Source organism: Streptomyces sp. NPDC007875 (assembly GCF_042868035.1).
In the GTDB taxonomy this organism is placed as follows: Bacteria; Actinomycetota; Actinomycetes; order Streptomycetales; family Streptomycetaceae; genus Streptomyces; species Streptomyces antimycoticus.
Map to the genome: position 1 here is coordinate 13,692 of NZ_JBIADZ010000052.1, position 25,920 is coordinate 39,611.

General features: G+C 69.4%; 25 protein-coding genes and 2 pseudogenes. 14 read left to right on the forward strand and 13 right to left on the reverse strand.

Going from position 1 to position 25,920, the window contains the following annotated elements:
• Positions 1-35: 35 nt before the first annotated feature.
• From ACFYOY_RS46905 to ACFYOY_RS46920, 4 genes are all read right to left on the reverse strand, one after another.
• Positions 36-440 (reverse strand): CBS domain-containing protein, encoded by a 405-nt coding sequence (locus ACFYOY_RS46905; protein WP_351902051.1) that lies wholly within the window; start codon positions 438-440, stop codon positions 36-38.
• A gap of 46 nt (positions 441-486) precedes the next feature.
• Positions 487-1,998: a DEAD/DEAH box helicase gene (locus ACFYOY_RS46910; protein ID WP_351902049.1), complete on the reverse strand. Its 1,512-nt coding sequence runs from the start codon at positions 1,996-1,998 to the stop codon at positions 487-489.
• A 323-nt stretch (positions 1,999-2,321) separates the two neighbouring features.
• The gene (locus ACFYOY_RS46915) at positions 2,322-2,525 is read right to left on the reverse strand and encodes a cold-shock protein (protein ID WP_351902047.1); all 204 of its coding nucleotides are present in this window, start codon (positions 2,523-2,525) and stop codon (positions 2,322-2,324) included.
• 670 nt (positions 2,526-3,195) lie between these two features.
• Positions 3,196-3,534, reverse strand: coding sequence for a MerR family transcriptional regulator (locus tag ACFYOY_RS46920; RefSeq protein ID WP_351902045.1), 339 nt, complete (start codon positions 3,532-3,534; stop codon positions 3,196-3,198).
• 831 nt (positions 3,535-4,365) lie between these two features.
• On the opposite strand from ACFYOY_RS46920, the gene ACFYOY_RS46925 reads away from it, so the two are divergent.
• Complete coding sequence (locus ACFYOY_RS46925; RefSeq protein WP_351902043.1) at positions 4,366-4,758, forward strand: ATP-binding protein; 393 nt, start codon at positions 4,366-4,368, stop codon at positions 4,756-4,758.
• A 455-nt stretch (positions 4,759-5,213) separates the two neighbouring features.
• On the opposite strand, the gene ACFYOY_RS46930 is transcribed toward ACFYOY_RS46925, so the two are convergent.
• Positions 5,214-5,906: a LysR family transcriptional regulator gene (locus tag ACFYOY_RS46930; RefSeq protein WP_388594125.1), complete on the reverse strand. Its 693-nt coding sequence runs from the start codon at positions 5,904-5,906 to the stop codon at positions 5,214-5,216.
• Positions 5,907-6,007: 101 nt separating this feature from the next.
• Between ACFYOY_RS46930 and ACFYOY_RS46935 the strand changes: the two genes are divergently transcribed.
• Positions 6,008-7,096, forward strand: coding sequence for a zinc-binding alcohol dehydrogenase family protein (locus ACFYOY_RS46935; RefSeq protein ID WP_351902037.1), 1,089 nt, complete (start codon positions 6,008-6,010; stop codon positions 7,094-7,096).
• Between the two features lie 346 nt (positions 7,097-7,442).
• Here ACFYOY_RS46935 and ACFYOY_RS46940 read toward each other — a convergent pair whose 3' ends face one another.
• On the reverse strand, positions 7,443-8,396 hold the full coding sequence (locus tag ACFYOY_RS46940; protein WP_351902035.1) for a LysR family transcriptional regulator: 954 nt from the start codon (positions 8,394-8,396) through the stop codon (positions 7,443-7,445).
• Positions 8,397-8,478: 82 nt separating this feature from the next.
• Here ACFYOY_RS46940 and ACFYOY_RS46945 point away from each other — a divergent pair, with 82 nt between their 5' ends.
• The 3 genes from ACFYOY_RS46945 to ACFYOY_RS46955 all read left to right on the forward strand — a co-directional run bounded on the left by ACFYOY_RS46945 (position 8,479) and on the right by ACFYOY_RS46955 (position 10,795).
• Positions 8,479-8,895 (forward strand): amidohydrolase family protein, encoded by a 417-nt coding sequence (locus ACFYOY_RS46945; protein WP_388594128.1) that lies wholly within the window; start codon positions 8,479-8,481, stop codon positions 8,893-8,895.
• Positions 8,896-8,949: 54 nt separating this feature from the next.
• Positions 8,950-10,200, forward strand: coding sequence for a M20/M25/M40 family metallo-hydrolase (locus tag ACFYOY_RS46950; RefSeq protein ID WP_351902031.1), 1,251 nt, complete (start codon positions 8,950-8,952; stop codon positions 10,198-10,200).
• A gap of 130 nt (positions 10,201-10,330) precedes the next feature.
• On the forward strand, positions 10,331-10,795 hold the full coding sequence (locus tag ACFYOY_RS46955) for a helix-turn-helix domain-containing protein (RefSeq protein WP_351902029.1): 465 nt from the start codon (positions 10,331-10,333) through the stop codon (positions 10,793-10,795).
• Positions 10,796-11,234: 439 nt separating this feature from the next.
• Here ACFYOY_RS46955 and ACFYOY_RS46960 read toward each other — a convergent pair whose 3' ends face one another.
• The 6 genes from ACFYOY_RS46960 to ACFYOY_RS46985 form a co-directional block, all read right to left on the reverse strand.
• A complete protein-coding gene (locus ACFYOY_RS46960; RefSeq protein ID WP_351902027.1) occupies positions 11,235-12,704 on the reverse strand; it encodes an FG-GAP-like repeat-containing protein in 1,470 nt (489 codons plus the stop codon).
• 357 nt (positions 12,705-13,061) lie between these two features.
• Positions 13,062-13,325 (reverse strand): hypothetical protein, encoded by a 264-nt coding sequence (locus ACFYOY_RS46965; protein WP_351902023.1) that lies wholly within the window; start codon positions 13,323-13,325, stop codon positions 13,062-13,064.
• A gap of 169 nt (positions 13,326-13,494) precedes the next feature.
• Positions 13,495-14,655 (reverse strand): FAD-dependent oxidoreductase, encoded by a 1,161-nt coding sequence (locus ACFYOY_RS46970; RefSeq protein ID WP_351902021.1) that lies wholly within the window; start codon positions 14,653-14,655, stop codon positions 13,495-13,497.
• A 98-nt stretch (positions 14,656-14,753) separates the two neighbouring features.
• Complete coding sequence (locus ACFYOY_RS46975; protein ID WP_388594134.1) at positions 14,754-15,518, reverse strand: amino acid ABC transporter ATP-binding protein; 765 nt, start codon at positions 15,516-15,518, stop codon at positions 14,754-14,756.
• Positions 15,515-16,450, reverse strand: a complete 936-nt coding sequence (locus tag ACFYOY_RS46980; RefSeq protein ID WP_351902018.1) for an amino acid ABC transporter permease — start codon at positions 16,448-16,450, stop codon at positions 15,515-15,517. The genes ACFYOY_RS46975 and ACFYOY_RS46980 overlap by 4 nt, the downstream gene beginning before the upstream one ends.
• Positions 16,447-17,286 (reverse strand): ABC transporter substrate-binding protein, encoded by an 840-nt coding sequence (locus tag ACFYOY_RS46985; RefSeq protein WP_388594147.1) that lies wholly within the window; start codon positions 17,284-17,286, stop codon positions 16,447-16,449. The genes ACFYOY_RS46980 and ACFYOY_RS46985 overlap by 4 nt, the downstream gene beginning before the upstream one ends.
• A 203-nt stretch (positions 17,287-17,489) precedes the next feature.
• On the opposite strand from ACFYOY_RS46985, the gene ACFYOY_RS46990 reads away from it, so the two are divergent.
• The 9 genes and pseudogenes from ACFYOY_RS46990 to ACFYOY_RS47030 form a co-directional block, all read left to right on the forward strand.
• On the forward strand, positions 17,490-18,443 hold the full coding sequence (locus ACFYOY_RS46990) for a LysR family transcriptional regulator (RefSeq protein WP_351902016.1): 954 nt from the start codon (positions 17,490-17,492) through the stop codon (positions 18,441-18,443).
• A 177-nt stretch (positions 18,444-18,620) separates the two neighbouring features.
• Complete coding sequence (locus ACFYOY_RS46995) at positions 18,621-19,253, forward strand: DUF2461 family protein (RefSeq protein ID WP_388594138.1); 633 nt, start codon at positions 18,621-18,623, stop codon at positions 19,251-19,253.
• A 408-nt stretch (positions 19,254-19,661) separates the two neighbouring features.
• Positions 19,662-19,958 (forward strand): annotated as a pseudogene (locus ACFYOY_RS47000) (urease subunit gamma); the annotation flags it as partial.
• Positions 19,944-20,519, forward strand: coding sequence for an urease subunit beta (locus ACFYOY_RS47005; RefSeq protein WP_388594149.1), 576 nt, complete (start codon positions 19,944-19,946; stop codon positions 20,517-20,519). The pseudogene ACFYOY_RS47000 and the gene ACFYOY_RS47005, both read left to right, overlap by 15 nt.
• Entirely contained in the window at positions 20,516-22,567 is a 2,052-nt protein-coding gene (locus tag ACFYOY_RS47010; RefSeq protein ID WP_351902013.1) for an urease subunit alpha, read from the forward strand. The genes ACFYOY_RS47005 and ACFYOY_RS47010 overlap by 4 nt, the downstream gene beginning before the upstream one ends.
• Positions 22,568-22,684: 117 nt before the next feature.
• Positions 22,685-23,359: an urease accessory UreF family protein gene (locus ACFYOY_RS47015; RefSeq protein WP_351902011.1), complete on the forward strand. Its 675-nt coding sequence runs from the start codon at positions 22,685-22,687 to the stop codon at positions 23,357-23,359.
• Positions 23,360-23,387: 28 nt separating this feature from the next.
• Positions 23,388-24,083 carry an urease accessory protein UreG gene (ureG, locus tag ACFYOY_RS47020; protein WP_351902009.1) on the forward strand — a complete coding sequence of 232 codons (696 nt, stop codon included), beginning with the start codon at positions 23,388-23,390 and terminating at the stop codon, positions 24,081-24,083.
• Positions 24,080-24,928, forward strand: a complete 849-nt coding sequence (locus ACFYOY_RS47025; RefSeq protein WP_388594143.1) for an urease accessory protein UreD — start codon at positions 24,080-24,082, stop codon at positions 24,926-24,928. The genes ureG and ACFYOY_RS47025 overlap by 4 nt, the downstream gene beginning before the upstream one ends.
• Before the next feature lie 71 nt (positions 24,929-24,999).
• Positions 25,000-25,237, forward strand: a pseudogene (locus ACFYOY_RS47030) (hypothetical protein); the annotation flags it as partial.
• A gap of 29 nt (positions 25,238-25,266) precedes the next feature.
• Here ACFYOY_RS47030 and ACFYOY_RS47035 read toward each other — a convergent pair.
• The gene (locus tag ACFYOY_RS47035; RefSeq protein ID WP_388594145.1) at positions 25,267-25,575 is read right to left on the reverse strand and encodes a hypothetical protein; all 309 of its coding nucleotides are present in this window, start codon (positions 25,573-25,575) and stop codon (positions 25,267-25,269) included.
• Positions 25,576-25,920: the final 345 nt, after the last annotated feature.

Below are 25,920 nucleotides of genomic sequence, written 5' to 3' on the forward strand. Positions count from 1 at the left end.
AACGAGTAGGGATGGTTCCGCCGCGGTGAGGTGGTTCAGCGGCCAAGGGCGAGGACACCCGGAGCGCTGCCTTGTTTGTCGACGACAGGCAGGGCATCGTGCCGGCGGTAGCGCATCGCGTGCTCGGCTTCGGTCATCGTGGTCACGGGCGAGGTGGACGGCCCGTGGTCGCCGAGGATGTCGCGCAGCTGGACCCGGTCCGTGTACGTGGACCTGTCGCGGGCTGCGGCGAGCTGGGCCTGGGTGACCAGTCCGGTGCACAGCCCGTCGTTGTCGCAGACGAGCAGGTGCCCGGTGCGGGCGCTTGCCATGACGGACAGGGCGACCTCGATGGTCATGTCGTCGCAGACCTGCGGTCCGGGTGTGTCCATGGCGTCGGCCTCCGTCCCGGGCACGGGGATGGCATTCGCCGAGCGGGGCTGCATCTGAACCAGCGTCAAAACGTACCTCCTGCAGAGATGGGCCAGTTTTCTGATCACGAAGGTCCTAGGCCGCCTTCGCATCGAAGGAGGACTGCCGCGCGGTCACGCGCCGGGCAGCCGAAGCGGGGCTGCGTCGGCCGCGGGAGGCCGCGCTGCGCTTACGCCGCTCGGCCACCGGCGCGGTGATCGTCACGGGGATACCGGAGGGTGTCTGGGCACCGGTGATCTGGCTGAGTGCGGCTTCGCCGGAGCGGACCTGGGTGGTCCGGGGCACGATGCCGGCGGCCGTCATGAGGCGGGTCATGTCGCGGCGCTGGTTGGGGGTGACCAGGGTGACGACGCTGCCGGTCTCGCCGGCCCGCGCGGTACGGCCACCGCGGTGGAGGTAGTCCTTGTGGTCGGTCGGCGGGTCGACGTTGACGACGAGGTCGAGGTTGTCGACGTGGATGCCGCGCGCCGCGACGTTCGTCGCCACGAGCACGGTGACGTGCCCGGTCTTGAACTGGGCCAGAGTCCGGGTGCGCTGCGGCTGCGACTTCCCGCCATGCAGGGCGGCGGCCCGGACACCGCTGTTCAGCAAATCCTGCGTCAGCCGGTCGACGGCGTGCTTGGTGTCCAGGAACATGATCACCCGGCCCTCACGCGCCGCGATCTCCGTCGTCGTCCGGTGCTTGTCGGCGCCGTGGACGTGCAGCACGTGGTGCTCCATCGTGGTGACCGCGCCTGCGGACGGGTCGACGGAGTGGACGACCGGGTCGGTGAGGTAGCGGCGGACCAGGAGGTCGACGTTGCGGTCGAGGGTGGCGGAGAACAGCATCCGCTGGCCCTCGGGACGGACCTGGTCCAGGAGCGCGGTGACCTGGGGCATGAAGCCCATGTCGGCCATCTGATCGGCCTCGTCCAGGACGGTGATCGCGACCTGGTTCAGCCGGCAGTCACCCCGGTTGATGAGGTCCTTGAGGCGGCCCGGCGTAGCGACGACGACCTCGGCGCCACCGCGCAGCGCACTGGCCTGACGGCCGATCGACATTCCGCCGACGACGGTGGCCAGGCGCAGCTTCACCGAGCGGGCGTAGGGGGTCAGTGCGTCGGTCACCTGCTGGGCCAGCTCACGCGTCGGCACGAGGATCAGGGCCAGCGGCTGGCGGGGCTCGGCGCGCTGTCCGGCCGTGCGGGCCAGCAGGGCCAGGCCGAAGGCGAGGGTCTTGCCGGAGCCGGTGCGCCCGCGACCGAGGACGTCGCGGCCGGCGAGGGTGTTGGGCAGGGTCGCGCCCTGGATCGGGAACGGGACGTTCACGTCTTGTGCGGTGAGCGCGGCCAGCAGCTGCTCGGGCATGTCGAGGTCGGCGAACGCCTCGACGGCAGGCAGCGCGGGAGTGATCGTCTTCGGCAGGGCGAACTCACCCTGGGCCGTTGCGGGCCGCCGGCCGTGGCCGCCCGAGCGGCGCGGACCACCTGAACGGCTCGGGGCGGGCGAGCCGAAACGGCTACCCCGGCCCGAACTGGCGCCGGAGCGGAAAGCGGGGCCGTCGGTACGGGTGCGGGAGGAGCGGCCGTTCGTACGGGTGGGATTCATGGAAAACCTTCCTTGATACGGCACGTATCAAGGAATTCCCGCAGCGGAAGAGCAGCGCGGGGAATCACAGGAACGGGCCGAATAGAATGCGAAAGCGAATCTGGCTTGCAGTGAATCTGGTGCGAGTGCAGGAGATGAAATGGCGACGTCATGTGTACGTGAAATCCGCGACGTCGACGGGTGTGACTCCGAAGTGACGCGCATCCCTGCGGTAGGGTCTGCGGGCGATGTTGTCCCACAGGTGATACCACTGCGGGAAATGCCCGTAGCTGGGCCCGCGCACCCGAGGGATGCGGGCCCCAGCTACAAAGTGCGAGTCGGCATCAGGCGGGAACGATGTTCTCGGCCGTCGGGCCCTTCTGACCCTGCGCGATGTCGAAGGTGACCCTCTGGCCTTCGAGCAGCTCACGGAAGCCCTGGGCGGCGATGTTCGAGAAGTGGGCGAACACGTCAGCGCCGCCACCGTCCTGCTCGATGAAGCCAAAACCCTTGGCCGCGTTGAACCACTTCACGGTGCCAGACGCCATGTCATATCTCCTTTGGGGCAGTACGCCGGGATCCGCAATGCGCGGATATCGGGTCGCCGCTATGATGCCCCACCCGGAAAATGACCGGAAATACAAAATGCTTCCCCAGCGGCTGAAAATACCAATGAGGGCGCTTCAAGTTTGGGAATCAAACTGCAACTGAGATCGACACTAGCATGCCGTAGCGGTCTGTGCACGTTAAATGATTCCACTCTGTCCGTTGTAGTAACAACTTTCTCCGCATGGCGCGTTAAACCCTCACGTCGCGGTCATAGATATTGATCCGCCCGGAGCGCAGGGTTTCAGGAAGAGCGGTCGCCGTTCACGGCTCGGAGGGCACGACTGTTCCGGTGGCACGATCGGTACCGTTCAGCCCGGCGCCGACCTCATCGGCCCGTATGCCGGTCCCAACACGGATCAGGGCCGCACAGCTGTTGTGCTGCCCGGCCCTGATCCCGTACGCCCAGATCCCCTACCGTCGCCTGAAGGCCGACGCCGACTGCTCGGGTGAACCCGTCGGACAGCAGGGCCTGCCCGGGGGCAGCCGTACGCTCCGAGCGCGGGCGGGAAAGTCAGGCAGCAGTCCACGCACTCCGTCACCAAAGGAAACGACCCATGCGCCACGCCCCGCATGTGCGGGGCTGCCGGCACCCGGCGGGCGTGCACCAGCTCAGACCTCGGGCGGTGAATTCACAGATTCAGCGGCACGGCGGTATTCGGCGTTGATGCGCTGCGCTTCTTCGAGCTGGTCTTCGAGGATGACGATGCGGCAGGCGGCCTCGATGGGCGTGCCCTGGTCGACAAGTTCACGCGCGCGGGCCGCGATGCGCAGCTGGTAGCGGGAGTAGCGGCGGTGGCCGCCCTCGGAGCGCAGCGGGGTGATCAGGCGGGCTTCGCCGATGGCGCGGAGGAAGCCCTGGGTGGTGCCGAGCATGTCGGCGGCCCGGCCCATGGTGTAGGCGGGGTAGTCGTCGTCGTCGAGACGGCTGTACGAGTCGTCTGCTGTCATTGCACCTCTCTGTGGAACGCTTGGAGGGGCCCTGGTGCCATATGGCACCAGGGCCCCGAAGGAACTGCTACACCATCTGCCGACCTTGGTGCTGCGTCGGCCTTCTGTTTCCGCAGACCCGACCTGAATGCTGTCGGGGGTGCGGGGATCGCGGTTGCTTGACCGGAGACCACCTCACTATCGATGTCCTGCGGTACCCGGGCCCAAGACTTCCGCCCAGGCGATCCTGATGGCGCTCAACTCCTCCGTTCTTTCCCTCTGGATGAACTACTTACCAAACGGGAACTGCGTACTGCTGGTACTGCGAACTGCACTTACTGAACTGCTACTGCGGTACTGCTCACGGCGGCCCCTGATCACTGCGGGCCACCCGGTCCGGTCGTCAGCCTCGTCGCCGTCCTGCAACAACTCTGGCTTCGAAACTCCACCACCGCACCGTCCTACGAACTGCACCTGCGTGTACTGCTGCCCGGCAGTTCGTCTCTGCCGGGCCCTGCTTGATCTCGGCTACGAGAGAAACCATAACCACACCACCGCCCAATGTCTACTCTGGCCGACACAGATTTCCGCGCACTAGCCAGAGAGATAGTCGTCCTCGACCGCAGAAGGGCCCGCGGTGGCCCCACTCCAGCCGGGGACACCCGCTTTGAGCAGCGCCGTTGCGCGGGCCTCGATGCCGCGAGCTTCACAGCTTCCCCGTCCGACTGCGGGGAGGATCGGCCAGGCACGCTCCACAGCCGGGGCTTCGAGCGGTCAATCCGCCGCAGGCCCGGGCACGAGCACCGGGCAGACTGGACCAGGCATTGACGATCCAGAGACCAGGGTGACCTGATGGACACGATGAGCGTCAACGTCGCGACCGTCCGCTCCGCGACATCCGTGGCCGGTGCACGCCAGAGCATCCGGGACTTCCTCGACGGTCTCGTTCCAGCGATCGCAGCCGAGGCCGCCGACACCGTGGCCCTGGTCGTCTCGGAACTCGTCACCAATGCCCTGTGCCACGGCGGCGGCACCTGTGCCCTGGACCTGACCGCGCACCCGGACGGCATCGAGGTAGCCATGCATGACAGCAGTCCGCAGGCACCCCGCATGCGCACCTCCGACCTGGACGGCGGCACGGGAGGCTTCGGCTGGCCCATGGTCAACCGCCTCGCCCGCACCACCGCGGTGACCCACCACCGGACGGCCGGCGGCAAGACGGTCGGCGCTCTTCTCACCCGGTAGCGCCCAGGCACTGCCGACCGGCGTGACGGGCGCCCTCTCCACGATCAATCGCGCAAATGACCGCTGTACCGACGCGTCCGAAGGCCGGAATCAGCGGACCCGCACCCAGGTGTCGGCGCCTTCCCGACCGCCGGTCGGCATCTACAGGGCAGCGGCCAGACGGCTGACGTAGGAGACGGCGATTTCATGCCCGCTCATCTCGCTGAGCGTGCCCGGAGCATGCTCATGAAACCGGAGCAGGGACTCCAGCGTGCGTACGAGGGCTCGCCACGCCTCGTGGTCGGTGGTGGTAGCGCGCGAGAAAGGGGTAGCGGGGATAACGATGAAGCGTCCGGCGATCTGACGGCCGCGAGTCCCGGGGGAATCGGACACGAAACCCCGACCAGTGCCACGTTGGGCGTGTCCACCGGCAACAAGCCCGCGTGACTCGGCGGAAGACTGGCTGCCGGCGGCCGTTATTCGCGGCCGCGAGGGCGCGAAAAGCGCGGCCGTCCGAGCAGGCCGGGCCAGACGCCGAGCAGCGGCTCGGAGCTCGATGACGGGGTGGCGATCCAGGCGGCGTCGAGCAGTTCGTCGACGTGCACCGTGGTGCGTCCGGCGAACTTCCCGGTCGACGGCACCGCCACGACCAGTTCGGTGTCCGCGACGGTCTCGACGTGCAGGCGCGGCGAGTCGCCGTCGAAGGGCCGGTGGGGTGGGCGGGACGTCAGCACGGCGAGGTCGAGCGAGCCCGCGCGCAGCGCCCGGATCAGCGTGGGTGTGGTGCCCTCGCTGGTGGTGACCGTGATCTGCGGGCCGGCCGCCGCGAGGTGTGCGAGTGCGGCGGGCAGGATCGCCGCGCCCGCGCTCAGGAGCATCCCGAGCCGCACCAGTTCGGTCCGCGGGACGGTGCCAGTGAGATCACGCTCGGCCGCCGCGAGCGAGGCCAGGACCGTGTGGGCGTGCCGCAGCAGGGTCAAGCCGGAGGGGGTGAGCCGTACCCCGTCAGGGCGGCGTTCGAACAGGGTGGTGCCCACGCCGCGTTCGAGGGAGACGGCCTGGCGTGAGACGGCCGACTGCGTGTAGCCGAGCCTGGCAGCTGCCCCGGTGAAGCTGCCGGAATCAGCGATCTGGCGCAGGAACCGCAGTTCCGCGCTGGAGATGTCCATGCGGCATACGCATACCACGAATGCCAGATCATCGCTTCCCGCATGATCACCCAGCTCCTAGTGTCGATCCCACGAGCACGGACGAACATGGAGGTCATCACGTGCGAGCAGCAGTTCTGACGCAGTTCGGCGCCCCGCTCACGGTGCGGGAGGTGCCCGACCCCGAGGCCGGCGGCGGTGAGGTGGTGGTCGAGGTCCTCGCCACCTGCGTGGCGCCCTACGCGGCCGAGGTCTTCGGCGGCAAGCGGAACTACCCCCTCGTCCCTCCCGTCGTGCCCGGTATCGGCGGCGTGGGGCGGATCGTCCACGTCGGCCCGGACGCCACCCGGCTGCGCGTCGGGGACCTGGTGTGGTGCGACTCGACGGTGCGCTCGCGGGACGACGCCCTGACGCCCGACATCACGCTTCAGGGCTGGAGCTCGCGCGGCGAGGGCGGCGCGCGGCTCGCCCGGTACCTGCACGACGGGTCGTTCGCCGAACGTATGCGGGTCCCGACGGAGAACGTCTTCCCGCTGCCCGCCGTGGCAGGGGACGACCCGGCCCGCTGGGCCGCACTCAGCGTGCACACCATCCCCTACGGCGGGCTGCTGGCAGGCGGGCTCGCAGCCGGCGAGACGCTGCTCGTCAGCGGGGCCACCGGCAACCTCGGCAGCAGCGCGGTCGCGCTCGCGCTCGCGATGGGAGCGGGCCGCGTGGTCGCCCCAGGCCGCAACCAGGCCGCGCTCGACCTCCTCGCCGACCGGTTCGGTCCGCGTCTGCGCCCGGTCCCGCTGACCGGGGACGAGGCCACCGACCGCGCGGCAATGTCCGCGGCGGGCGACGGCCCGATCGACATGGTGATCGACCTGCTCCCGCCGAGCGCACCCAGCTCCGCGTCGCGCGCGGCGGCCATGACCGTGCGCGAGTACGGCCGCGTCGTCCTCATGGGCGGCGTCGGCATGCTCGGTGGCGACGACCTCGCACTCCCGTACCCATGGATCATGCGCAACTCGGTCACCGTGCGCGGGCAGTGGATGTACCCGCGCACAGCCAACGTCGGCATCATCCGGCTCCTCGCCTCGGGCACGCTGGACCTCGCCCCCGAACACGTCCGGTCGTTCGGCCTCGATGCCGTCAACGACGCCGTCGCATACGCCGCCTCACACGGAGGCCCGTTCGACCGCACCACCCTCGTCCCGGTGGCTGGCTGACAAGGCCCATGATCCCCACCACCCGCACCACCCGCACCACCCGCCACCCTCACGAGCACAGGCGGCCATACTGCTGCTGGCTCTCGTGAACAGCAATGAACCTCAAGATCACCACCTGCTGCCCGAACAGGCGGCCAAATGCTGCCGTTTGACGTGAACGAAGCCAACCGGGGCTCGGCCGGATACTGCTTCCTGGCGAAGCTGCCAGTGTCGACCTCGGTGAGGATGCACGTGCGGTGAGGATGGCCTTGGCCCAGTGGCAGCGGGGATCCCACAGGCAGCGACGCGGACCCCGGTCTTGGCCGGCCTGGTAGCGGCATTCCGGCGTCCGCGTCGGCCACCTCGGTCACGGCACCGCGGGATCGCGCGGTTCGCCGCAACGTTCCGCCGCCGCCCGCCACAGCATGTCGCCGATCCGTTTCACGGCGCCCACCGCGGCACCCCGGCGCCACACGAACAACAGCGGGGAGGTGACACCGCCACCCGCGAGCGGGACGAACCGCACACCGGCCCGCGGGGAGCGGGCCACCGCCGAGGAGACCAGAGCCACCCCGTCACCGGCCGCCACCAGGCCGAGGAGCAGTTCGGTCGCGGTGGCCTGGTACCGGATGCGCGGGGTGAAACCGGCCCGTGCGCAGCCATCGAGGAGCACTGGAAGCAGACCTTGCCTGACGTCCCTCCGGTACACCACGAAATCCTCCTCGGCGAGGGCGGACCACTCGATGGGCGATCCGCCGTGCGGATGCGCGGACGGCAACGCCATGACCAGCGGGTCGTCGAACAACGGCCGTACCAGGACTTCTGCATCGGCGGCGACCGGGCCCCGCACCACGGCGCAGTCCAGCTCGCGGGCGTGCAGACCCGCCAGCAAGTCGGAGGTGTCCCCCTCCCGCAGTTCCCATTCGTCCTGCGGATGGGTGCGGCGGATCCCGTTGACGACCGAGGGGAGCAGTTCGAGGGCGACCGCCTCGACGCAGCCGAGCACCAGAGCGCGGCGAAGCCCGCGGGCCACATGGGCGGCCTCCTGGACCGCGCGGCCCCAGAACGTCACGGTCCGGGCCGCCTCCGCGTGCAGCACCTCGCCCGCGGGGGTGAGCGCGACGTGGCGCGAGGTGCGGTCGAACAGGGGGACGCCGACGACCTTCTCCAGCGCCCGCACCTGCCGACTCACCGGTGGCTGGGTCATGGCCAGCCGCTCGGCGGCACGGCCGGAGCCGCCGGCAACTTCGTCGAGTGGTTCGACTTCGGTGTCTACGGTTTCCAGGCCACCGTCATCGCCACCGCGTTCTTCCCCGGTCACGATCCGACCGCGGGCTGCGATCCCTTCGAAGCGCTGATCCGCATAGTGGCCTGCGAGCGCAACCAACATGATCGTGGAGTGCATGGATCTGTCGGACGTGGCCGCGGCGCTGCGCCACCCGCACACCACCATCGGCACGGACGCCGCCCCGCCCGGGTTCGGCGGCCATCCGCGTCCGCGGGGGTACGGCACCTTCCCGCGGGTCCTCGGCCGGTACGTCCGGGAGGAGCGCCTGCTGACGCTCCCCGAGGCAGTGGCCGCCATGACCTCCCGCGCCGCCGACGCGTTCGGCCTCGGCGGGCGCGGCCGCGTCGTCCCCGGAGCCTTCGCCGACCTGGTGCTCCTCGACCCGGCCATGGTCGCCGACCTGGCCACGTACCGCACCCCGGTCGTGCCGCCGGCCGGTGTGCACACCGTGCTGATCGCGGGCCGCGAAGCGGTCCGGGCCGGCATGCCGGCCGGACTCCGGGCCGGCCGCCGCCTGGAGCCGCTCCGCTGACAGTCGGCACCCCCCTTCCACCGTCCCCCGCAACGAAGGACACCCCGTCACACCATGAGCAGCACCCTCCACCCCGACCCGCACGGCGCGCTCGACCTGCTGCGGGACATGATCCAGGTCGACAGCCGAACCGAGACACCGGGGGAAGGCGAACTCGCCCGGCGCCTGGTGGACCGCATGCGCGACGCGGGCCTGGAAACAGAGTTGATCCCGGTCTCCCCCGGCCGCTTCAACGCGGTCGGACGGCTGCGCGGGACCGGCGGCGGGGAAAGCCTGATGTTCAACGGACACCTGGACACCAACCCGCTCACGGAGGGCTGGACCGTCGACCCCTGGGGCGGGGTGACCGACGACCGCTTCGTGTACGGACTGGGCGTGTCGAACATGAAGGCGGGGTGTGCCTCATACCTCGCCGCCGTGGAGACGCTCCTGGCCCACGGGACACGGCTGCGCGGCGATGTCGTCCTGACCTTCGTCGTGGGCGAGCTCCAAGGCGGCGTCGGAACGCTGAAGCTCATCGGCGAGGGACTGAGGGCCGACCACTTCGTCAACTGCGAGCCGACGGATCTCAACGCCCTGACCCTGCACGCCGGTTCGGTGCACTTCAGCATCGAACTCACCGGTGCCACCCGCCACCTGTCCAAGCGGGAGGAGGCGGTGGACGCCATCATGGCCGCCTGCGAACTGATACCCCGGATCAACGCCATGACGTTCGGCGGCGCGGCGAACGCCGAGCACCGCTCGGTGCACCGGGCCAACGTCGGTGTGATCCGCGGAGCCCTGTCCCGGGAGTTCAATGAGACCAGGCCCCCTCAAGTGGCCGACATCGTACGCCTGTCGGGGGCCGCCCGGTTCGCTCCCAGCCAGAACCCGGAGGATGTCCTGGGGGACATCCGAAGCCTGTTCGAGACCGAGCTGCTCCCCCGCTTCCCCGGCCTCGGAGCCGAGGTCGGGCGGCACGGCCCGGAATCCGGAAAGCCCGACTTCCCGCCCTTCGCCGCCGACCTGGACCCAGCGGTGGTCCGCGCCGTCGCCGCCGCCCACCACGAGGTACGCGGAACCGATCAGGCCAACGGCCCGCTGACGCCCTACTGCTTCTACGGCAGCGACGCGGGACATCTGATGCACTCCGCCGGCATGTCCGGTGTCGTCTGCGGTCCGGGCGGACGCTACAACACCATGCCGGACGAGCGTGTCGACATCGTCGACTACCTGGACGCGGTCCGCATGCACCTCGCCACCATGCTGCGCATCTGCGGAGCCGCTGACATCGCCGATGGCAACAGCGGAGTGGCACGGCCGTGAAGAGGAGCCCCGCCCTCGCGCCTGGCCTGTCGCGCCACGCCCAGCGCCCGTCCTGTCATGCCAATGGCAGGACGCCCTGGCCACCGACACCACTGGCTACGCGCCCGCGGAGGCCTCGCGGCTGGGCGGCGTGGCGCTCGACCTGGCCGCCTCGCTGATCGCCCACCACCTCGGTGGCGACCGCGTGCTCCCGCCCGAGACCCACCAGCAGACCCCGATCATACGCATCCATGCCTTCATCCACCGGCATCTGGGCGACCCCCGCCTCGGCCCGGACCTGATCGCCGCGGCCCATCACATCCCGTCCCGTTCCCTGCACCGCCTCTTCCAGAGCCAGGGCACCGCCTTCATCCGCCACCACCGGCTCGAACGCGCCCGCCGCGACCTGGCCGATCCGAGGCGGGTCACCCGGCCCACCCACGCCACCGCCGCCCGCCGGGGCTTTGACCGTCCCGCCGACTTCACCCGGGCCTTCCGCACCACTTACGGCCTGCCCCGAGCGAATACCGCCACCTGGCCCCGCACGACTGGACTGGCACACCACGCTGAGCAGCTGACGCTCACCGCTAACGACGTCTCCACCGTGCCGGGCTAGTTTGTGGCATTGACCAGGTCACCAGCAGCGTGGGCGACGGGGTCACCGAAGCACCGCTGCGCTGTACTGGACTCAGACGATCCACAGAAATCGGACGCGGGTGACCCGTCGTCTCCGAACGTCCGGGGCCGGCTCATCGCAAGCTGGAGGATCAACCGCACTGGCTGAGGCGGTGATGGGAACGCAGCCGCGATCACGTGGAGCCGGGGGCGGGGCGCTGGGGAAGAAGGTCGGCAGCGATCACGAAGAGGGCCTCGTGCGGCTGACGTCGGCCTCAACGAGGGAACCCACGGGCAGACCGCGGAGCGCGGTCTGCCACCGCCTCTGCGTTGGACAGCTGTCGAGGCGTCCATCGAGTGCTCCGGGCAGGGAGGTGTCGGCCCGTCGCCGGCGGGCGAGCCGACGCTGTGCGGGTGGGCACAACGACCGCAGGGCGCACTCAGCGGCTGCTCAGCGGCTTGCCGTACTTCTGAGCCGTGGACAGGTACGGGAGGCCGAGCGTGCGGGGCGAGAGGGCCGTCGAGCCGGCGGCCGAGCCGCCGCGGAAGAGCCATGCGGCGCCCAGCGAGGCGTTCTCGCCGGGGGAGCCGACCGTGACATCCGGTACACCGTCGGCGTTGCAGTCACCCGAGGCGACCGCCGCGCCGAAGTTGTCGCCCGCCTCGGCGACGCCCGGGACACCGGGCGTGTCCTGGTTCCAGGAGACGGATGTGGCGGCGCCGCCTGCGTCGAGCAGGCCCTGAGCGCTGCCGGAGAGCAGCCAGGCGGCGCCCGCCCCCGCTCTGCTTCCGACGGCCTCACCAGGAGCGCCCGCGATCAGGTCGTCGCGGCCGTCGCGGTTGACGTCGGCGACCGCGAGGGCGGCGCCGAAGCGGTCGCCGTCCTCGGCCACGCCCGGGACACCCGCCGTGTCCTGGTTGAGCGTCTGGGCGCGGCTGCCGAACGAGCCGCTCGCGGGGCTTCCGTAGTGGAGGTGGATGCCGCCCCCCTTGGCGAGTTTTTCGGGGCCGCACGGGTCGTCGATGTTCTCGTCGGCGATCTCACGGCACTCACCGAGAGCCAGGTCGTCGTGGCCGTCGCCGTCGAAGTCGCCGGCGGCCAGGGCGGTCACGCCGGCGTTGTCCGTGTTCCAGAAGTTGGCCATCTCGGACCGGCCGGCGTCCCACTTCCACAGGCGCACGTGAGACTGCGTGTTGGGGTTGCCCGCGGTCCAGTACGCCACGGCCAGGTCCGCCGTGCCGTCGCTGTCGAAGTCGCCGGTGGTCAGGACGGGGGCGCGGCCGCCCATCGGGGCGGCGACGACGGTGGTGATCATGCTGTCTTCACCCTGGATGACACGAGCGAGGACCTTGTCCGTGCCGCCGATCACGATCTCCTTGTTGTCGTCGCCGGTCAGCTCGGCTGCCGCGACCGATTTGCCGTACGCAGCCGACGGCGACGGCCCGGTCAGGACCGTCGACCCCGGTCCCGGCTCGTCCGCCGAGCCGCCTATGGCGATGACCATGCCTGCGTCCGTACCGCGGTCTGTGACGTCCTCGCCGGGGACACCGGCGAGCAGTTCCGCGATGCCGTCGCCGTTGAGGTCCACCAGGGCCACGGATGCGCCGAAGCGGTCGCCCGCCTCCGGGGTGCCGGGAACCTCGGGAGTGGCCTGGGTGACACGGATGCTTCCGTAGGCGCCGACGCCTTCCGGCCCGCCCCAGACGACGTTCACGTACCCGGCCTTGGCCTGGCCGCCGACGGTCCCCTCCGGGACGCCGACAGCGAGGTCCGCGTAGCCGTCGCCGTTGAAGTCGCTCGTGGCGGTACGGGGCGCGGCAGCGGTGGCACCGGACGGGAACACCAACCCGGCGGTGGCCACAGCGCCGGCTGCGATGGCGTACGTCAGGATGCGGCGGCTGTGTGGCACGGAGGCTCCCACTCGGTCGACAGGTGCGGGTTATCTGGTGTGACCGTCGAAGGGCGGAGCTGGTTGTACGGAATTCACCGGTGGTTGGCGCCGGATTAACGGTAGGTGGGCCTCGGTCCGGGCGGACACGAACGGCGTAGCCGATGACTCTTCGCTACTGAGGTTCCCGGTTCGGGGTGACGTCATGGCGGAGTGGGGATGAGGAGGCCGCTTAGGCCCCCGGGCGGCGGCCCCATGCGGAGATCATCAGCGAGGTGGCCAGGTCGAGGCCGCCCACAGCGATGTAGGAAGTCGAACAGCCCTCCGGCCGGGGCGCCTCGGCCGCCACGTCGTGGCGCAGCACCTCGAAGCCCGCCGCTACCGCATCCAGGAGATGCCGATGTCGGTGGCCACCACATGCCCGGTCGGGACGGCCCGCTCGGCCAGCCAGGTCGGCACGGTGGGCCCACCCGCGCCGACCTCCCAGCACCGCCACCCCTCGCCGACCCCGACCGTCTCGAAGTGCCGGAACGTCGACGGGTCGAAGAGCGTCGACAGCGCGGTGTACCGCTCCCCCGCCTCGGCCTGTCGGTTGTCCTGGAGGTAGCTCTTGTCGTGAGTACCCCGCGTGTCCCGTGCCATGGCCCGATCACCGCACCCGGGCCAGGGGACGGTTGTGCTGGGCCTCAGGGGCGTGTCTTCACAGGGATGCCCGGCCCTTTGCAGCGCTTCCTCACCCCAGCGTCTTCCGAGGGGCAGGCGGTCACCTGGCCCGCGGTGGCTGACACTCCGCGTCATCAGACGTGAGAACTCAACCGGCTTCAGCGCGGTGCCCGCTCATCACTGCCAGGCTTTCGTCGCGGATGGGGTGTGAGGTGTCGCGGTCGGGGCGGTAAGGAGCCAGGGTGGGTTCGGGCATGGAAGTGGTGAGTTCCTCGGCGGCGAGGGCGGCGAGGAGCGGGGCGAGGGTGACGCCGCTGTGGGTGGTGATGGTGTAGAGGCCGGGAGCCTGGAGATGCGGGCCGACCAGGGGAAGACCGTCTTCGGGAACGGGGCGGACACCGATCCGGGTACCCCCCAGGGAGCGGAAGGCGGGCAGGATCGCGGCGCACCGGCTGAGGAGGTCCGCTTCGGGCGGCACATCAGTTGACGCGGTCGGGGCGAGGAGGGCGTCGACCGGCCAGGAGATGGCGCAGACCCGGTTGCCCGGGGCGGGGCGCAGATCGACGCCGGGGGTCGCGACGATGGCGCGCAGCGGCTCGGCGAGCGGGACGGACTCGCCCACCAGACCGGGGATCTGGCGCAACGGCAGACGTACCCCGGCCAGTTCGGCGATGCGCCCGGCGTCGGGGCCCGCACAGTTGACGATGTGATCAGCCTCGAAGCGCCGGCCCCGTGCCTCGGCGCCGCGTACCCGCTCACCGTCCAGCAGCAGGGCGGTGACGGGACTGTCGTAGCGGATGTCGGCGCCCAGGGCTGCGGCCCGGTCGAGGAGGGTGCGCGCGAGGAGGGGGGCGTCGTACCAGGCGGCGTCGTCGTGCACGACGAGTTCGGTGGCGCGACAGGAGGCGGGGTCGACGGCAGGTGCGAGAGTGCGCAGCTCGCCGGGGTCAGCGGTGCGGCAGGGGTGCCCCCAGCCCGCGAGGCGCTCGGCACGCGCGCGGAGGATGCGCTGTTCCTCCTCGGTGTGGCCCCACTGGACGAGCGGCGCCGGATGGCACCAGCCGACGGCTCCTGTGCCCGCGTGGATCTCGTGCTCCAGCTCCCGGTGGAGCGCGGCGCTGCGCCGGTTGAGCAGGAAGTAGGAGTGGGGGGTCTTCAGATGGGTGACGTCGATGGAGAAGGTGGCGCTGGAGGTGCCCGGCGTGCGGCCGCCGGCGTCGAGCACGGTGACGCTGACACCCGCCTCGGCCAGGCGGTGGGCGGTGGCGGCGCCTATCACTCCGGCGCCGATGACGAGGGCACGGGTCATGGAGACTCCTTCGGTGGCGGTCAGGTGTGGGGCGGTCGGAGAGCGCGCCCGACGGGCGGAAAACCTTGCCTGGGAGGTCGGAGATCCCGGCGAGGTGGTCAGAGAACCTTGCTGAGGAAGGCGCGGGTGCGTTCGTGGCGCGGGTCGCTCAGCACGTCCGCCGGCGGGCCGGTCTCGACGACGGCTCCGTCGTCCATGAACACCAGCGAGTCGCCGACCTCGCGGGCGAAGCCCATCTCGTGGGTGACGACGACCATGGTCATACCGTCGTCGGCGAGCGCTCGCATCACCTCCAGCACCTCTCCGACGAGTTCGGGGTCGAGCGCGGAGGTGGGCTCGTCGAAGAGCATCAGTTCGGGCTTCATCGCCAGCGCGCGGGCGATGGCCACCCGCTGCTGCTGGCCGCCGGAGAGCTGGGCGGGGTAGCTGCCAGCCTTGTCGGCGAGGCCGACGCGGTCGAGCAGTTCGGCGCCGTGTTCGCATGCCTGTTTCTTCGGCACCTTCCTGACTTGGACGGGGGCCTCGATGACGTTTTCCAGCGCGGTCATGTGCGGAAAGAGGTTGAAGCGCTGGAAGACCATGCCGATGCCCTGGCGGCGTCGTGAGACGGTCTTCTCGCTCAGCTCGTGGAGCTTGCCGTTCCGCTCTTCGTAGCCGACGAGCTCGTCACGGACGTACAGGCGTCCCCGGTCGATGGTCTCCAGATGGTTGACGCAGCGCAGGAAGGTGGACTTGCCGGACCCGGAGGGGCCCACCAGACACATCACCTCCCCGGGGGCGACGGTCAGGTCGATGCCCTTGAGCACGTCGGTGCGGCCGAAGCTCTTGTGCACGCTCTCGGCTCTGATCACGGAGGGTGTCAACGTGCGCTCTCCTTACGGTGGTTCCGGGCCGCGGCGCGCAACCGCTGGAGCGGGGTGGGCGGCAGGTCGCGGCTGGTGCCGCGGCCGAAGAGCCGTTCCAGGTAGTACTGGCCGACGTTGAGCACGGAGGTCGCCACCAGGTACCAGAAGCAGGCGACGACCAGCAGCGGAACCTGCTGGAAGTTGCGTGAGTAGATGCCCTGGATGGAGGTCAGCAGCTCGGGCACGGCGATGGCGAAGACCAGTGAGGTGGTCTTCAGCATGGAGATCACCTGATTGCCGGTGGGCGGGATGATGATGCGCAGTGCCTGCGGCAGCACGATGCGGCGCAGGGTCTGCCCGCGGGACATGCCCAGCGCCTGGGCGGCCTCGTTCTGGCCGTCGTCGACGGAGGTGATGCCCGCGCGGACGATCTCGGCCATGTACGCCGCCTCGTGCAGCCCGAGGCCGAGGACGGCGGCGGTGAGCTGGGTGATGAGGTCGTTCGTGTCCGCCTGCACGAACGTCGGCCCCCAGGGGATGCCAAGGCCGATGGTGGGGACGACCGCGGAGAGGAAGTACCAGAAGAGGAGCTGGACCAGCAGCGGGGTGCCGCGGAAGAGCCAGATGTAGCACCAGCTGAGCCGGGAGAGTATCGGGTTGGCGGACATCCGCAGGATGGCGAGGACGACACCGCCGACGACGCCGAGTGCCATGGCGAGGAACGTCAGCAGCAGCGTGGTCCGCAGCCCCTCCATGATCACCGGCGAGAAGAGGAACTCACCGACGGTCCCCCACTGCATACGGGGATTGGTGATCCAGCCCTCCAGGAGGAAGACCAGCAGGAAGGCCACGACGACCGCGGCGACGCGCTGCCCCGGACGCCGCGGCGGGACGGGTCGCAGGGACTCGGCGGCGTCGCCGGAGTCCGCCCGGATGAGGGTCTCGGTCATGCCGCACCCCCGTTCACCGTGGCGCTCTTCAGGGCTCCGGACCTGATGTTCCACTGCTTGAGGATCTTCGCGTAGGTGCCGTTGTCGATGAGTTTCTGCAGGGCACCGCGGACAGCCCGGACCAAGGTCGGCTCCTCCTTGTTGATCAGGATTCCGTAGGGCAGGAAGCGGTACGGCTCACCGGCCGTGCGGAACCTGCCGTGCGACATCTCCGCCTGGTAGACGACGGTGGGGGTGCCGCCGACGAACGCGTCGGCGCGGCCCGTGGACAGCGCCTGGAAGCAGCCGACGGAGTCGGGGAAGACCAGTTTCTCCAGCTCCGGCTTGCCGTTCGCCGCACACTTCTCGGCCTGCGCCGCCACATCGTCCACCTGCGAGGTGCCCTGCTCGACGGCGACCTGGCTGCCGCACAGGCTGGTGAGGGAGCGGATGTTCCCGGCGGCCTTCCTGGAGGCGAGGATCGAGCTGCTGGTCTTCATGTAATCGACGAACGTGACCTGCGACTGGCGCTCCTTCTTGTCGAGCATGGCCTGGATCGCCACGTCGTAGCGTTGGGACCGGACACCGCCGATGATGCTGTCGAAGTTCGCCTGCACCAGGTGCACGCGGACGCCGAGGATTTGGCCGACCGCGTGAATGAGGTCGGGTTCGGCGCCGATGACGGTCTTGTTGTCGATGTCCAGGAGGGACAGCGGCGGGTAGTCGTTGCCGACAGCCGAAGTGATGGACCCTTTGTCGCGAATATCCCGAGGGAGCAGGGCGCGGAGTGCGGGGTCGACGCGCTGCTCGGGCACCTTGGACTGATTGACGGTCGCGGTGCCGCCACAGGCCGTCACGGTCAACGTGAGCAGCGTAGCGAGCGCGAGGGGAAGTGCGGTGGCGCGGGCTCGCGCATGTCTTCCGGGCACGGTGCCTCCCTTCTGGGCCGCTGGTCAGAGGACCGGCGCGGGGCTGGTGAACGCCCAATCTGCGGGATGGCGGCGGCCTGGGCAAGAACAGGGAGAATGAACGTTTCCATGCGGAGTGTTAAGTTCATTTGATGCTGACTCCGCCGCAGCTTCAGGCGATATGCGAGGTGGTCGCCGCAGGCTCGTTCCGTACGGCCGCCCAGCGCCTCGGCTACACCCCCTCCGCCGTCTCCCAGCAGATCTCCACCGTCGAGCGCGCTCTGGGCGTCCCGCTCTTCGAGCGCTCACCGCGCAGCGTGCGCCCCACTGCGGCCGGTCTCCAGCTCGCCCTGCGCGCGGGACGGCTGCTGGCCGACCTGTCGGCGACGGAGAACGAGATGCGCGCCTACGCCGCCGCCGAGCGAGGGAGACTGCGGCTGGGCAGCTTCTGGTCCGCGGGGTTCCGGCTGGTGCCGACGGTGCTGACGGGGTTCCTCCGCGATCGGCCCGAGGTCGACGTCCGCTACGAGGAAGGTGACCCGCAGGTCACCGTGCCCGCGGTGCTGGAGGGGCGGCTGGATCTCGCCGTGATCTTCGAGTACGGCGTGGTACCCCACAGCTGGCCCGAGGGCCTGGAACACACGCTGGTACGGGAAGAGCCGCTCTACCTCCTCCTCCCCGCGGAACACCCCCTGGCCGGACGGCAGCACATCCGCCTCGCCGACCTGCGGCACGAGCGCTGGATCAGCTACCACGAGGACACCGACGCCGCTCACTGCCTGCGCCACATCTGCGCGGCCGGCGGCTTCCTGCCCGAGGTGCTCTTCCGTACGAACGACTACAACCTGCCCTACGAACTGGTCCGGCAGGGCCTGGGGGTGGCGATCGCACCCGAACTCGCCGTCGTGGACACCTCCTCCTCACCCGACGCATCCGGCACCCGCCTCGTCCGGCTCACCGACTCCACCCACACCCGTCGGGTCTATGCCACCCGGCGTACCACCGACCCCAACCCCTTCCTCCCCCAGGCCATCGCCCTCCTGCACGCCGCCGCGGCCGCCCTGCCCGAGCGGGGCGAAGGCGAGTCCCCCGTGGTCACCGGCTGAACAGCGGTGGGCGTCGGCAGCGATACGTTCCGCGCACCGATGGTGATACGCCCGCTTCTTCTCCCCCGACCTATCCGAGGCACACGGCGAGGGCGTCGGCCGGCCGGACGACGCGCTTACTCCATCTTGCCCGCCGCTACGTCCTTGTACGGATCGTGGGTGGGTTATGGTGCCGGCATGAGCGGACGGTTCACCGGCTGGCCGGAGCGAGCCATGGACGTGTTGCTGCACCTGCAGGGCGAGCCATCACGCGTGGTGCGCGAGCAGTACCGCGCGGATCGCGAACGTCTTGTCCGGCAGCCGATGATCGCGCTGCTGAATGATGTGGCGGACGTCGATCCCCGGTACGAGGACTTCTCTGTCTGGCACTACCGCACCAACTCCTGGTGGTGGCAGCATCAGGGCGCGGTGATCCGGCTCGGCCGCAAGATCGAGATCAGTCTGCGGTTCGACCTGGACGGCCTGCGGATCCAGGGCGTTTGGTGGTATCCCGCCCCTGGCCAGGTCACCATGTTCCGCAAGGCCGTCGCCGCCGAGAGAAGCGGCCACGAACTCTCCTCCATCATCGAGGACTTGAGGGCGAAGGGCTACGACATCTCCGGGGACGTGATGAAGCGCCCCCCACGGGGCTATCCCTCCGACCACTCCCGCACGGACCTCCTGCGCCACCGCTCACTGATCGCTGCCCAACCCCTCGGCTGCGACGACTGGCTCCACACCCCTGAAGCGGTCGGCAAGGTCCTCGCGGCCGCCGACGACCTCGACGCCGTGCTGACGTGGCTGGTCCGCTACGTGAACAGCTCCGCCTGACTCAAGAAGAACCAGCCTCGACACACATCGTCCGGGGAACTGGCACATGTCCCTAGAAGCTGCTGCCTTCCGGGCGTGAGGACTGCATTTCCGCTGGCCGGGTATAGGGGCGGTGGTCCGCGGGAGCGGTGGCTCATCGTGTCGTTGCTCCGGTGGAGGAGTGGCCCATCGCCCGCTCGTGAGGGGCTTGCCTGGACGACGCTGTCAGCTCCTGCCCGGCGGGATGGCGACTGCGTATTCCGCATCGCGGATTCATCAGATGGTGTGGTTCATCCGTGGTTTTGGCCATCTCGCCGATCTTGTCCGCTGATGCTCGACGAGCGCCCGGTTGCCGTCCTGGGGAACGTGTTCGTGATCTCCGGCATGCCATGGCCGCATGCACTGTCCGACCAAGAGAAATGGCTTATCGTGCATTTGACTCCGCATGAGCAGGAGCGCCTGCTGATCCATGTCGCGGCCGACGTTGCACAGAGGCGCCGCGACCGTGGGCTGCGTCTCAACTACCCAGAAGTGATGGCCCTGCTGACGGTGCACGTCTTCGAGGCGGCACGCGACGGCAAGACGGTCAGCGACATCATGGACTCGGGGCGGCAGCTGTTCATCCGTGATGAGGTGATGGACGGCGTCCCGGAGATGATCAAGAACGTCCAGGTGGAGGCCACCTTCCCGGACGGCACCAAGCTGGTCACCATCGACGACCCCCTTCCGGAGTCCCCAGAGGAGCGCGAGGTCTACCCGGGCAAGGTCGAGCACCCCCGGCCGCCCCGCAAGCCGGGCTCCCCGGCCGACTGCGACGACAGTGGCAACTCGTCCGCAAGCTGCGACCAGTACGACGACGCACTGTCCCGGTACGACGCGATCCACTTCAACGTGCACCTCGACGGGGACACGCAGGGCGTCAGCCTGCAGAGGGACGCCACCACCTTGCCGGGGCCGGGCAAGACGAAGATCAAGGTGAAGAACGAGTCGGACCGTCCCATTCAGGTTGCCTCCCACTATCACTTCGCCGAGGTCAACCCGGGGCTCAAGGTCGTCAGCATCGAGGTCCCTGCCGGTCAGGCAGTCCCCCATGACCGCAGTCTCTGGAACTGCGATGCGGTGAAGGGACGACGGCTCAACATCGCCGCGGGCACGGCGGTGCGCTTCGAACCGGGCGACGAGTGCTGTGTGGAACTGGTGCAGATCCAGGGTGATGTCACGGCCGGCGGCGGCAACACCAGCGACCTGACCAAGATCCGGGGACTGCGCGAAGGAATCGTCCGATGAACAACCCGCAGGGACATGGCCGCGGCCAGGCGCCGAAGCCTGTGAAGGGCCAGCCGAAGCCGAGCAATGAGCTGACACGGGCGGATTACACCGCGCTGTACGGGCCGACCACGCGGGACCGGGTCCGGCTCGCCGACACCGACCTCACGCTGGAGATCGAGGCCGACTGGAGCGGCGGCCCTGCGTACAGCGGCAATGAGATGGTCTTCGGCGGCGGCAAGGTGATCCGCGAGTCGATGGGAATGTCACACCTCGCCAGGGACGGGAGGAACGGCGAAGGCGACGCCACGGACCACAGGCCCGTGGACACCGTCATCACGGGCGCGCTGATCCTCGACTGGTGGGGCGTGCTCAAGGCCGACATTGGCATCCGCGACGGCAGCATCGCGGCCATTGGCAAGGCGTACAACCCCGAGACGATGGACCCGATCCCGACCAACAAGTTCGAGATGCCGAACCGTACGACTAAGGGCAATACGGTGCCGGTTCCGGTGACGCCGGCAAGTTTCGTGGTCGGGCCGAGCACCGAGGTCATCTCCGGCAACGGGCGGATCCTCACCGCGGGTGGCGTAGACACCCATGTCCACTTCATCTGCCCCGGGGAGATTCACGAGGCTCTCGCCTCGGGTGTGACCACCCTGATCGGCGGCGGCACGGGACCGGCCGAGGGCAGTACGGCCACCACCGTGACCCCGGGCGCATGGCACATCAGGCGGCTCTTCGAGGCGCTGGACGAGTTCCCGGTCAATATCGGCCTGCTCGGCAAGGGCAGCACGATGAACGAGCACGAGCTCAACGCGCAGGTTGACGCCGGTGTCTGTGGCTTCAAGATTCACGAGGACTGGGGCGCCACGCCCGCGGTGATCGACCGGGCCCTGGACATCTGTGAGGAGCGCGGTGTCCAGCTTGCTCTGCACGCCGACTCTCTGAACGAGTCGGGGTTCCTGGAGAGCACACGGGCGGCCTTCACGGGCGACGGCAGGGATGCTGGGGGGAAGTTCACGAAGAAGAAGGCACGCTCCATCCACATCTTCCATGTCGAGGGTGCTGGCGGCGGTCACGCACCGGACATGATCGAGCTGGTCAAGGAACCGAATGTCCTCCCGGCCTCGACCAACCCGACGCGTCCCCTGACGGTCAACACCGTCAAGGAGCACGTCGACATGATGATCGTGTGCCATCACCTCAACCCACAGATTCCGGCTGATATGGCCTTCGCCGACTCCCGGATCCGGCCGTCCACCATGGCCGCGGAGGACCTCCTCCACGACATGGGCGCCATCTCCATGATGTCCTCCGACGCCCAGGCAATGGGCCGCATCGGCGAAATGATCATGCGTACCTGGCAGACCGCACACGTCATGAAGTGCCGCTACGGGGCGCTGAAGGAGGACCTCGAGGCCGCGAAGGTCCACACGATCACCGACGACACAAACCATTCCTTCAATGACCAGCAGTTGCAGCCGAACGACAACTTCCGGGCGCGCCGGTACGTCGCCAAGTACACGATCAACCCGGCGATCACGCACGGCATCGACGGCCACGTCGGCTCCGTGCAGACCGGGAAGCTCGCCGATCTGGTGCTGTGGGAGCCGAAGTTCTTCGGCGTCAAACCGCACATGCTCCTCAAGGGCGGCCAGCTCGCGTACGCGCAGGTCGGCGACGCCAACGCGTCGATCACAACGCCGCAGCCCTACCTGCCGCGCCCGGTCTGGGGCTCCACCGGCCGCTCCCCGGGACGCAACTCGGTGAACTTCGTGGCTCCGGGCGTGGCCGGCAAACTGAACGGAGACGGCACCAGCAGTATTCCGGGTCTCGGTCTTGACAAGGAGTTCGTGGACATCACAAGCACCCGGCAGGTCATGAAGGCCGACATGAAACTGAACGACGGCAGTGCGCTGACAAGCCTCGAAGTCGACCACAACAGCTTCGAGGTCACCATCGGCGGTGCGACCACGACCGACGCCCGCACCGAACTCAATGGTGCGACCGTGCCGCGCTCCTACGTCAACGAAGTACCCCTGGCACAGCGGTACTTCCTCTTCTGAACCGCCACCTGCCCGGCCGTCGGAGCAACAGCACTGCGGCCGGGCCCTCGGGCGGGCAGGCCATGCCCGCCCGCGCTCGGCACGACTTCCGACCCTACGAAAGGCAGCCGCTCACCCATGAGCCGTGCAGCCCTGCTCCTGCTGGCCGACGGCCGCTTCCCCGCCGGAGGGCACGCCCACTCAGGGGGCGTCGAAGCCGCTGTCGCCCACGGAGCCGTACACGACACCGACAGCCTGGAGGCATTCTGCCGCGGCCGTCTGCACACCACCGGCCTGACCATGGCCGGCCTGGCCGCCGCGGCCGCCGCCGGAGTCGACCCGCTGCTGCTGGACGAAGCCGCTGACGCACGCACCCCCGTCCCCGCGCTGCGCGCCGTCGCCCGTCGGCTCGGCCGGCAGATGATGCGCGCGGCCCGTGCCACCTTCCCGTCCGAGGACCTGGAACGGCTGGCCGCCGAACGTCCCCAGGGCGCCCACCAGCCGCTCGTGCTGGGCCTCGCCGCCCGGGCCGCCGGGCTCACCCCGCTGGACGCCGCCTATGCCGCCGCGTACGAGAACGCCGGCGGCCCGGCCACCGCGGCAGTGCGCCTGTTGAGCCTCGACCCGCTCGACGCGTCGGGGCTGCTGGCCCGCCTCAGCTCCGATACCGACGCCGTCGCCACAGCTGCCGCCCAGGCCGCGGACCGCGTCATGGCCGAGGGCATCGACGTCCTGCCGTCGGCGTCCTCTCCGCTGCTGGACATCACCGGTGAACAACACGCCGCCTGGACCGTCCGGCTCTTCGCCTCCTGAAGCCTTCCCTTCCCACCTGGAGTTCTTCGTGCATCTCGACCACCCCGTGACCATGCCGCAGCGCCACACCCACAGCGCCGAGCCGCTCCTCGCCGACGGCGGCGGCCGAGCTCTGCGTGTCGGTCTGGGCGGGCCCGTCGGCTCCGGCAAGACAGCCAGCGTCGCCGCGCTCTGCCGCACCCTGCGCGACCGCTGGTCCATCGCCGTCGTCACCAACGACATCTACACCCGCGAGGACGCCGAGTACCTGCTGCGCGAGGCAGTGCTGCCGCCCGAACGGATCACCGCGGTGGAGACCGGCGCGTGCCCGCACACCGCGATCCGCGACGACATCTCAGCCAACCTCGAGGCCGTCGAACACCTGGAGGCGACCCTCCATCCCCTCGACCTCGTACTCGTCGAGTCCGGTGGCGACAACCTCACCGCAACCTTCTCCAAGGGTCTCGTCGACGTGCAGATCTTCGTCATCGACGTCTCCAGCGGCGACGACATCCCCCGCAAAGGCGGCCCCGGCATCACCACCGCCGACCTCCTCGTCGTCAACAAAACCGACCTCGCCCCGCACGTAGGCGCCGACCTCGCCACCATGGCCGCCGACGCCAAACGGCAACGCGGCGACCTTCCCGTCATCTTCACCAGCCTCACCTTGGACGACGGCATCCGCAAGATCGCCGACTGGGTCACCGCACACCTCGCCGAATGGCGCGCCAAGGCGGCCGTATGAGCCTCACCGCACAACTCTCCGCGGACCGGCCCAGGTTGACCGGAGCCGTCTCCGGAGCCGAGGAGCCCGCCGGGCACCCGGACGGGGTGCGTGCCACAGCCCGCATCCACGCCACGTACAACGGACGCGTCACCACACTTCCGCAGCTACGCAGTGACGGCCCGTTCCACGTACGACGCATGCGCACCGACGGGAACACCGCCAAAGTGGGGATCATCGGTGCGATGAGCGCCCCGCTCGGCGGCGACCGGCTCACCATCGACGTCACCGCCGGGGACCGGGCCGTACTGGAGGTCACGACGGCCGCCGCCACACTCGCCCTGCGCGGCCCCACGACCGCCCCGGCCACCTACGACGTACGGCTCACCGCCCGGGAACACGCAAGCCTGCACTGGCTGCCCCAGCCGCTGATCAGCGCCGCCGGCAGCAACCTCCGGCAGACTTACACCGTCGAACTCGCCTCCACCGCACGGCTGTTGCTGCGAGAGGAGCAGCTCCTGGGCCGGGCCAACGAGCATCCGGGCCACCTCATCAGCCGGCTCTTGGTCCACCGTGCCGGAAGACCACTGCTCGACCAGCAGACGGCATACGGGGACCCAGAACCCGGCTGGGACGGCCCGGCCGTCCTGCACGGACACCGCGCCGTCGGCCAACTCCTGCTCGTCGACCCCGAAATGGGCATTCACCACAGCCCCGTCCTCCTCCGCGAGGGCTCCCGGGACGGGCGCGCCGTCCTCACACCGCTGGCCGGCGGCCCGGCACTGCTCGCCACCGCCATCGCGCCGACCTCCTCGGCCCTGCGGGAACTGCTCGACGAAGCCCTCGCACACGCCCTCCAAAAGTAGCGCGGACGGCCCGCCGCCCCTCAGCGGGCGGCGGACCACACCAGCGGGTCGGCCTTGAGCGTCCGCGCCCCGCGACCACGATCCGCAACCGTCGCGACGCGTGGATCGGGCTGGGCGTCTTCGCCCGGCTCAAGCAGATCGCGTTGGAGTCCTACGACCTCCCTGAACCGCCTGGAGGATCTCGGGCCGTTGCCCGACGGCATCACCGTGCACCTGGACGCCGGCTACGACCCGGACACCACCCGCGGCCTGATCCGACACGCATGGGCAACTCACCGTTGGGACGAACGCCCGAACCGCCGGCCATGACCCCACGTCTATGCGCGCGACCTCTTAATTTATCCCCAATCGCAGGAGTAGCCGTAGTGGCGCGTGCCGACCGGGCGGCCCGCTGGGAGCGGCTCACCGTTCAGCGGCGGAATCTCGATGACGTCCCATCCGAGCATGCCGTCTGCAGTGACATGTTCGTCGAGGCGGATGACGCTGTCGCACCGCCCGTCTGAGTAGGTGAACAGGGTCAGGCCAACACCGAAGGGAGGCTCCTTCACCGCCGCCACCACCGGAGCCAGGAGCCAGGAGCAGGCCCAGCGCGCGAATTGCACCGCGCCTTGCTCGGAGCAGCCTGGGATGTGGGCCATATCGCGCACAGGAGCGAGAAGACCTTGATCCAGGCCAGTCAGCCTGGCAGAACGCCTTCCACCGGGTCCGCTCCTCTGAGGGCCGCATCACCGTCACCGACGCCTTCCTCGACCTCGCTGACAAAATCATCACCCTGCGCAGGGCGGCCCGACGGGCACGAACGACCCATCGCCGGGACGAACGCCCGGTGCCCATAAACGCACGCCTATTTGCGCGGTCTCCTAGCCTAATTGAGGCACCTCATCCTCACCGCAGCCTTACTGATCTTTTCGTAAGTTCGGTGGGTGTGGTGGGTGGATGGTCAGACCGGTATGGGCGAGGTATGACCATGGCAGTCGGGGGTTGGCGTTGAT

What these genes read in the sequence shown, in the direction of transcription:
- ACFYOY_RS46980 (WP_351902018.1), bottom strand. Translation starts at nt 16,450, where the DNA reads ATGACCGAGACCCTCATCCGGGCGGACTCCGGCGACGCCGCCGAGTCC.
- ACFYOY_RS46915 (WP_351902047.1), bottom strand. Translation starts at nt 2,525, where the DNA reads ATGGCGTCTGGCACCGTGAAGTGGTTCAACGCGGCCAAGGGTTTTGGC.
- ACFYOY_RS47025 (WP_388594143.1), top strand. Translation starts at nt 24,080, where the DNA reads ATGAGCCTCACCGCACAACTCTCCGCGGACCGGCCCAGGTTGACCGGA.
- ACFYOY_RS46970 (WP_351902021.1), bottom strand. Translation starts at nt 14,655, where the DNA reads ATGACCCGTGCCCTCGTCATCGGCGCCGGAGTGATAGGCGCCGCCACC.
- ACFYOY_RS47010 (WP_351902013.1), top strand. Translation starts at nt 20,516, where the DNA reads ATGAACAACCCGCAGGGACATGGCCGCGGCCAGGCGCCGAAGCCTGTG.
- ACFYOY_RS47015 (WP_351902011.1), top strand. Translation starts at nt 22,685, where the DNA reads ATGAGCCGTGCAGCCCTGCTCCTGCTGGCCGACGGCCGCTTCCCCGCC.
- ACFYOY_RS46925 (WP_351902043.1), top strand. Translation starts at nt 4,366, where the DNA reads ATGGACACGATGAGCGTCAACGTCGCGACCGTCCGCTCCGCGACATCC.
- ACFYOY_RS46930 (WP_388594125.1), bottom strand. Translation starts at nt 5,906, where the DNA reads ATGGACATCTCCAGCGCGGAACTGCGGTTCCTGCGCCAGATCGCTGAT.
- ACFYOY_RS46950 (WP_351902031.1), top strand. Translation starts at nt 8,950, where the DNA reads ATGAGCAGCACCCTCCACCCCGACCCGCACGGCGCGCTCGACCTGCTG.
- ACFYOY_RS46945 (WP_388594128.1), top strand. Translation starts at nt 8,479, where the DNA reads ATGGATCTGTCGGACGTGGCCGCGGCGCTGCGCCACCCGCACACCACC.
- ACFYOY_RS46990 (WP_351902016.1), top strand. Translation starts at nt 17,490, where the DNA reads ATGCTGACTCCGCCGCAGCTTCAGGCGATATGCGAGGTGGTCGCCGCA.
- ACFYOY_RS46995 (WP_388594138.1), top strand. Translation starts at nt 18,621, where the DNA reads ATGAGCGGACGGTTCACCGGCTGGCCGGAGCGAGCCATGGACGTGTTG.
- ACFYOY_RS46910 (WP_351902049.1), bottom strand. Translation starts at nt 1,998, where the DNA reads ATGAATCCCACCCGTACGAACGGCCGCTCCTCCCGCACCCGTACCGAC.
- ACFYOY_RS46920 (WP_351902045.1), bottom strand. Translation starts at nt 3,534, where the DNA reads ATGACAGCAGACGACTCGTACAGCCGTCTCGACGACGACGACTACCCC.
- ACFYOY_RS46965 (WP_351902023.1), bottom strand. Translation starts at nt 13,325, where the DNA reads ATGGCACGGGACACGCGGGGTACTCACGACAAGAGCTACCTCCAGGAC.